Genomic DNA, 6,000 nt, shown 5'->3' on the forward strand with positions numbered 1-6,000 from the left:
GGTTGGCTGAATTCTTTGATGGCTTCTTTGGCCGTACTGCGGATAACGTTGTTTGTGAGTATGTCCACGCCTTACCCCTCCATACCCATCCCCAATATCGCCGCCGCAGCGCACAATAGCGCGATGACTATCACCACCTCCCAATCAACTCTAATCTTCATGCAACCCTCCGATTCTTCAGGCTCCACTGATGGCGCTCGTTATCTTCCCTGCACTCTTTGCAGCAGAAGTTGGTTCCTGGCACTGATGGCTCACCGCAATCGCCGTTGAGGCAGATGGGCGACGGTGCTGGCTCGTGCTGCCGAGAGTTCAGCGCTACTTGAATGTTGAATTGCTCAAGCTCAGAAGCTTGGTCTAATTGGTCTGCGTGCATGGTTTGTCTCCTAAGCCTAATATTCTCTCGACATCATCAGCCGAACAGCCGGATGCCAAAGTCATATGCCCTTCATGCAAAGTCACTTTAACCGGTGCAGGCATGACCCCGCACTGGCTCCAAAGGCCTTGATGAATAACTTGCTCTAGCGAATCCGTGCTAACCCTGCCATCTGTGAAATAGGCGCGGGGAATCCTGACGCTGATGATGTTCATAGGGGATACTCCGAAGAGTGAAGGGTGATTACTTGGTAGGGGTAGGTGCTGCTGCCAGCATTGCGCGATAGATAAGCTCAACTCGGTGGCGCGGGCTCATGTTCAATGGTGAACTATCGATTTCCCTTCCGGCATTAATCATCGCTTCTGTCGGCTCAACCGGCACCAGCTTGTAGCCATCTGGAATAGCCGGAAGGCAGTTCTGTGCTGGGTCGAACCCAGACCATAAAACCCCTGAGCCATTGAGCATTGCGGCGCGGCAGGCGTTCCATGAGTCAGTCGCTGCGTTACACTCAGCAGCATCCCACTGGTATGTAACCCCTCTTGGTGCATATGTGCTGGCTAAAATCTCGATCCCATTCGGGGCGGCTACATCAGGCACCGCAGGCGCAGGCGGGGCGGTGAACATCTCACGAAATTCATAGTCAGCATCACCGGCATGCTTTTGCTTTAGCCTTTCGTACGTTCGTTTGTCGTTCAGTTTCACCCATGGCCCAGACTTGCCAATTTCCGAGTAATGTTGACGCCATTCAAACGTTTCGGGTTCGCTCTGCGCCTCCCTTACAGCCAGCAGCTCTTTCATGCACTCCAAATCTGCTTTTACTGCCTCCCAGTTTTTATGCTGCAACGTTATTTCAAGCCCACGAATGCGCTCTCTCAACTGCTCTGTTGTTCTTGTCATGCATCACCTCTTCACTTCGGATTTTTTGCAGTTCTGAAACACGTTTAAAGCCTCGTTCTTACAGTCTGGACATGTGATTTCACCGATAAAAGATTCTGACCATTCGCCGGTGTCACACCAGCCGCACAGGGTGGTGTGGTTGATCCCCGTTAGATGATTAAGCCCGTCGCCATCTATCATTTTTCTAACGTATGCCATATCACTCCCCCTCGACCTTGATGATCACATTCGAAGATTTAGCCGCAGCATTTATGCATGCAATGACGTCCGATTTTTCGTATGTGCCTAACGGGCCATGCCAGTAGCGTGTTGTTGGCAGGGTTAGCTTGATTGGAAGTGACAGTGACCCTGTAAGTAGTCGCTCTAAATTGCCCATGCTCTCGTCTTTAACTAGATACCCAACGAAATTGTCATTATCTACTACACATTCGCTGCTGATTTCTGCAAACAATTCCTTACCTTCTTTGTTGGGCTGCTGTAGTCGCTGCTCAAGCTCCCGAATTCGATTAAATGCCCACGCATTAGACTTAATTTCATTGTCGAGGCATATTTTTTGATGTGCGATTTGCTTATCTTTCTCTTCCAGCGCTGCCAGCAGTGCGGTTACGTACTCTTGCGAGTAGAGCGGAGCGCCGTTCTGCTTGCTGCATTCGCACCATTCTTTTTCGCCAGTCTCCGCATCTTGCCACTCGATGAAATATCCAACAGGCTGGCTAAGCGCTTCTAATTTATCTGTCATGCTGTCACCTCAGTAACTGTATAGATTTGTTGTTTGCACGGTTCCAGCAGAGTACAAAGACCAGTTATCAGACCTACGCTGCCCGCGAATTCGCTCCCTCTCCAACTCTTCCATTTGCCGGTTAAATTCACGCAGTGGGTCTGGAGCGTTTTGCTCGCGAGCCTGTCTGAGTAAATGCTCAAGGTATTTAATTTGCTCTTCAACTGTCATGCTGTTGCTCCTGCATCATGAGATAGACGACCATTGGTTAACTCCATTGCAAAACAGATGCGAAATACGAACCACGGCAGGGGGTATCACGCTGATGATTCCAAGAGCTATAACCATCAGGGCCGCCGATGGGGGATGCCTTGTAATGGCTCTGGTAATACTCAGCGCTTTTCCATTCTTTGGCGTATTCCTCATCTATCTGGCCCTGTTCGATTGCTGCCTTGATAATGGCCTCTCGGTCATAGTCGCCGCGCATGACAAGGAATCTCGCGTCATCGCTGCACATGTACGAACAAGAGCCATCGAATTTTTTTTTCGCCTTACTCATGCTTTGCTTCCTCCTGGGCGTCAACCCCATAGCTGCCATACCACCAACCGTCGTCACCCTTCGTGAGGTGGACGCGGATTGCCTTTTCTTCTGCCGGGATAACCTCATCTGCTGCTTTACGTGGAAAAGCGAACGAGTGCCCAACGCGCCCGCACAGCTTGTGAGTGCCAGCCTTGCCCGTTCTCAACCGGACTTGCTTCACTTCCGCATCGATTTGAACATCGATGGTTGGTTGTTTTGGGCCTTCGAAAACAGCATTCGTTATGTGCCCATTGCCAGTTCTGCGGAAAGTAACCACCGGCCCTTTTGTGTCATTGCGAGAAAACTTCCGCATAGTCTCAATTGATACGAATGCCATTAGTCTCTCTCCCCCTGTGTGCCATAACGTTCAAACCAAAACACAACCGGTTCATTGGTTACCTGAATTTGACCAAATCGCTCGGCGGTGCGGAAATTGACGCTGTATAAGCGGGCGCGTTCTGCCTGGGCAGCTATCTGCTCTCTGAACATTTCAATGCTGAATGTCGCTTTGAACAGGTTGCAAGGGGCGCAAGCTGGATACAGGTTTTCTGCGCAATCGCGATCCGCGTGCCAGACCTTGCCGGTGTCCTTGAGCTTGAATAAGCCTTTCTCCTTGGCCTGCATATCCTGCTCTAAAACCCGCATGACAGGTTCCGCGTGGTCAGCGTGCCAGCCGGTTTCTGGTAACTCACACCCGCAATAGGCGCATCGCCCGCCGAACATCTGCCGCAACTCAGCACGCTGCTTTTTCGTTAGCTTGCTCACTCTCTCTCCCCCTGTGTGTGCTGCCCCGACCTGAATGCCGCTCGTTCAAAAGCGATGCGTTGCCGCGAAAGATAAAAGCCTTCCGATACTGACCAGCTATTCGTTTGTGTTACAACCCACTTTCCGGTGTGTTTGCACTTTGCCTGGAACTGCGTATTGCTTAACCAATGTGGCATGTTCAAGACGCGCCGCGCCTGCCTGTTACTCTTCATGATGGGCCTCGCCACGAATCTTTAACATTGCATCTGCCAACGCATAGGCATTACGAGCAACATCATCTGCATTACCACGCTGTGCAGGGTGCGCCATGTCCTCGCCGTATGAGGTAAGCCAACCCTGCATAGCCAACCCCGCAAAGTAGTCACGAATAGACATCCCTGACGCGCAAACGCTAGTTTCATGCCAGATTGGAAACGCTGGCCCGCCCGTTTCTTTGCTCATGCCCGGCCCTCCCGCAGCTCGTAAGCAAACGCCCGCGCATCATCAGCGCGTTGCTGATATTTCAGGATTAAGGATTCTGACTTCGTGACACCATCATCACGCGCTGCGATAGAGGCCCAGGCATCCGCCAGTTTTTCTACTCCGCGCGCTTCAGCATCCGCCAGCTTTCGGACTAAATATGCAGCAAGCGACTCATTGACTTTCATGTCAGCGGGAATTGCCTTGCCACGGAGTACGCCTTCCATCTCAAATACTGTCATGACCGGATCCCCCGCAGCTGCTTGGCGAAATCATTCAGCACACCAACAATCGTAATGGCATCTGGTGTAGGGCTAATTGCGCAATGCAAATGCTCGATAGCCTTCTCAATCGCTTTAGCCTCTACTTCTGCCAGTGCTGATGCCGTGATGGGAGCCTCTTCCTTGATTAATTCCAGCGCCTGAGCGTGGCTAACGCTTCCCCGGTTCTGGTGTGCCGCCCATGCATCGATATCGTCAACCTCTTCGAGTTCTGGACAGTCAAGGCCAGGGCCTGCAATCGTATTGCCTAGCCATTCACGCGCTACATCAACGCGGCCCATTTCCAGATGCATGAGTGCGGCATTGATGCCAACCCAGTATTTATTCAGCACCCAGGCGTTTGATAGTTCGCTGGCTGCTTTTGGCAGTAACCGCGCATTCTCAGCAACAACAGCATCCAGCTGCTGCTTTTGCTTCACTACAGCTTCGTAAATACCGCCGTCTTTCACGCCGAGGAAGTCTTGAATGAGAGTGCATGTAGCTAGGGATGATGGGTGGTTTGTTTCGTTCATGGGTGAGTCTCCCCGGTGATATCGGCTTTTCTGGCGTTGTACATTTCGGTGAGTTTCTTCAGGTGGTCAGGATGCGCCGATAGGGCGGCCTCTCCGCGAGTATATGCCGCGTTAAGCTTTGGCAAATCCATCTTGCCAGCCTCTTCAGCGAACCAGCTCAGGAGCGCTTGAGGGTCTGAGATTTTCTCAGTTTTTGCCTGACTTGCTTCCAGCCGCTTAACTCGGTGCTCTGAGCGCTTTCCGCGTGACGTGGTGAGCATCAGCGAGAAGTTATCGGCGATATCACTCATTGCAGAAATCTTGATGCCGCCGACCGCTACGCCGCCATACTTCACTGTCGGGTCGCCAGTCAGCGTCAGGGACTTTCCAACCCATGAATGACCATCCGAACCCCATCCGCCAATCAGAACGCGGCGCATTGATTTTGATGGCTTGTACGGACGCCCGTCATATCCATCAAGGTCGATAAACACCGGCTGCTCTTTATTGCCAGCCCGGACAGACTTGATAACGGCGGTAATACATTGCGACTGGACGTCCTCAAAGTTGAGCTGGTCAGACTTTGGGACAATTGTTCTTGATAGATCCATTAGAGATATACCTCGTCGTCAATTTCATCATCAAATAGATATGCCGGGACGTTAATTTCGCTGGATGGCAACACCATTCCTTCGGTGCGCATTGTTTCGTCGCCCAGGCATTCGGTTAATTTTTGCATGGCCTCGAACATGGTCTTTCTGCCGAGATCGAGCGAGTCCTCGCCGATGTAATACATGCAGTTTTTATATGGGGCGTTGTTCTCTATCGCGAAGAAGCAGAACTGATTGAGGTCACGCCCCGTTGCCAGCTTCAGCACATACAGGTAAAAGGCAGCTTGAACGTGATAGTGATACTGGCCGAATGCGCTACTAAATCCGCGCTCTGTGGCGTCTCTACAGCTCTTTACGTCGAGAGGGTAAGCGTGACTATCGGATAGTCTGTCGAACCGGCATTTAAGCTTGAGGCCCGTAATAGGGCAGGTGGCAAACATCGATACTTCAGAGCGACCCTTTGCGCCGAGGTAGTCCATAAAATCTTCATTCAGGCGGGAAGATTCGACCATCCTGTTTATGGTTTCGACTTCACTGCCGATGAGGATTTTCTCTGGGTCATGGTCGACCGCTAGCGCTTTATATTCTATGGATGCCCGAGAGGTAATATCTGGCTCCAGAATGAAATCCCTTTCGAACATGTCAGGCTCAAGCAGAGCTGCGTGAATCGCTGTACCTATCTGCGCTGCCTTGCTGCCTATTAGGCGACAATTACTCTGACCTCTGTCGCGTCAATTACTTTGGCCGATTTGTAAGCTAAGCGTCCGATTTCCCAACTAATGGAGAGGTTGTGGCGCTTAACGACAAGCAGGTCAATCTCTATAT

The 6,000-nt window shown here is 51.4% G+C and carries 12 protein-coding genes; all 12 read right to left on the reverse strand.

The genetic code is table 11. The features are described 5' to 3' along the window. Positions 1-616: 616 nt before the first annotated feature. The 12 genes from ACMV5H_RS10105 to ACMV5H_RS10160 all read right to left on the reverse strand — a co-directional run bounded on the left by ACMV5H_RS10105 (position 617) and on the right by ACMV5H_RS10160 (position 5,876). Positions 617-1,270: a hypothetical protein gene (locus tag ACMV5H_RS10105; RefSeq protein WP_414821767.1), complete on the reverse strand. Its 654-nt coding sequence runs from the start codon at positions 1,268-1,270 to the stop codon at positions 617-619. Between the two features lie 199 nt (positions 1,271-1,469). Further along, positions 1,470-2,009 (reverse strand): hypothetical protein, encoded by a 540-nt coding sequence (locus tag ACMV5H_RS10110; protein ID WP_414821768.1) that lies wholly within the window; start codon positions 2,007-2,009, stop codon positions 1,470-1,472. A 9-nt stretch (positions 2,010-2,018) separates the two neighbouring features. Beyond that, on the reverse strand, positions 2,019-2,219 hold the full coding sequence (locus tag ACMV5H_RS10115; RefSeq protein WP_414821769.1) for a hypothetical protein: 201 nt from the start codon (positions 2,217-2,219) through the stop codon (positions 2,019-2,021). Positions 2,220-2,256: 37 nt separating this feature from the next. After that, positions 2,257-2,547 (reverse strand): hypothetical protein, encoded by a 291-nt coding sequence (locus ACMV5H_RS10120; protein ID WP_414821770.1) that lies wholly within the window; start codon positions 2,545-2,547, stop codon positions 2,257-2,259. Continuing rightward, positions 2,540-2,905 (reverse strand): hypothetical protein, encoded by a 366-nt coding sequence (locus ACMV5H_RS10125; RefSeq protein WP_414821771.1) that lies wholly within the window; start codon positions 2,903-2,905, stop codon positions 2,540-2,542. The genes ACMV5H_RS10120 and ACMV5H_RS10125 overlap by 8 nt, the downstream gene beginning before the upstream one ends. Further along, the gene (locus tag ACMV5H_RS10130; protein WP_414821780.1) at positions 2,905-3,291 is read right to left on the reverse strand and encodes an HNH endonuclease; all 387 of its coding nucleotides are present in this window, start codon (positions 3,289-3,291) and stop codon (positions 2,905-2,907) included. The genes ACMV5H_RS10125 and ACMV5H_RS10130 overlap by 1 nt, the downstream gene beginning before the upstream one ends. Before the next feature lie 38 nt (positions 3,292-3,329). Beyond that, positions 3,330-3,545 (reverse strand): stationary-phase-induced ribosome-associated protein, encoded by a 216-nt coding sequence (sra, locus tag ACMV5H_RS10135; RefSeq protein WP_414821772.1) that lies wholly within the window; start codon positions 3,543-3,545, stop codon positions 3,330-3,332. After that, positions 3,535-3,774: a hypothetical protein gene (locus ACMV5H_RS10140; protein WP_414821773.1), complete on the reverse strand. Its 240-nt coding sequence runs from the start codon at positions 3,772-3,774 to the stop codon at positions 3,535-3,537. Before ACMV5H_RS10140 ends, sra begins: the two co-directional genes overlap by 11 nt. Continuing rightward, positions 3,771-4,034: a hypothetical protein gene (locus ACMV5H_RS10145; RefSeq protein WP_414821774.1), complete on the reverse strand. Its 264-nt coding sequence runs from the start codon at positions 4,032-4,034 to the stop codon at positions 3,771-3,773. Before ACMV5H_RS10145 ends, ACMV5H_RS10140 begins: the two co-directional genes overlap by 4 nt. After that, the gene (locus tag ACMV5H_RS10150) at positions 4,031-4,585 is read right to left on the reverse strand and encodes a hypothetical protein (RefSeq protein ID WP_414821775.1); all 555 of its coding nucleotides are present in this window, start codon (positions 4,583-4,585) and stop codon (positions 4,031-4,033) included. Before ACMV5H_RS10150 ends, ACMV5H_RS10145 begins: the two co-directional genes overlap by 4 nt. Further along, positions 4,582-5,175, reverse strand: coding sequence for a hypothetical protein (locus tag ACMV5H_RS10155; RefSeq protein WP_414821776.1), 594 nt, complete (start codon positions 5,173-5,175; stop codon positions 4,582-4,584). Before ACMV5H_RS10155 ends, ACMV5H_RS10150 begins: the two co-directional genes overlap by 4 nt. Next, positions 5,175-5,876, reverse strand: coding sequence for a PD-(D/E)XK nuclease-like domain-containing protein (locus ACMV5H_RS10160; protein WP_414821781.1), 702 nt, complete (start codon positions 5,874-5,876; stop codon positions 5,175-5,177). The genes ACMV5H_RS10155 and ACMV5H_RS10160 overlap by 1 nt, the downstream gene beginning before the upstream one ends. Between the last annotated feature and the right edge of the window lie 124 nt (positions 5,877-6,000).

This window comes from Serratia sp. N21D137, from assembly GCF_047530005.1.
Classification (GTDB): Bacteria; Pseudomonadota; Gammaproteobacteria; order Enterobacterales; family Enterobacteriaceae; genus Chania; species Chania fonticola_B.